Source organism: Cedecea sp. VD22, assembly GCF_037150195.1.
In the GTDB taxonomy this organism is placed as follows: Bacteria; Pseudomonadota; Gammaproteobacteria; order Enterobacterales; family Enterobacteriaceae; genus Cedecea.
In genome coordinates this window covers 1-266 of the sequence record NZ_JBBCPX010000069.1, presented here as the reverse complement: position 1 = coordinate 266, position 266 = coordinate 1, and the positions used below count along the sequence as shown (strand labels likewise).

Annotated in this window: 1 rRNA gene; it reads left to right on the top strand. The window is 53.8% G+C overall.

Features of this window, described 5'->3' with window-relative positions:
- A 16S ribosomal RNA gene (locus WFK85_RS23715) occupies positions 1-266 on the top strand; the annotation flags it as partial.

Here is a 266-nt window from a genome sequence, read left to right as displayed (position 1 = left end):
CCTGGGGAGTACGGCCGCAAGGTTAAAACTCAAATGAATTGACGGGGGCCCGCACAAGCGGTGGAGCATGTGGTTTAATTCGATGCAACGCGAAGAACCTTACCTACTCTTGACATCCAGAGAACTTAGCAGAGATGCTTTGGTGCCTTCGGGAACTCTGAGACAGGTGCTGCATGGCTGTCGTCAGCTCGTGTTGTGAAATGTTGGGTTAAGTCCCGCAACGAGCGCAACCCTTATCCTTTGTTGCCAGCGGTTCGGCCGGGAAC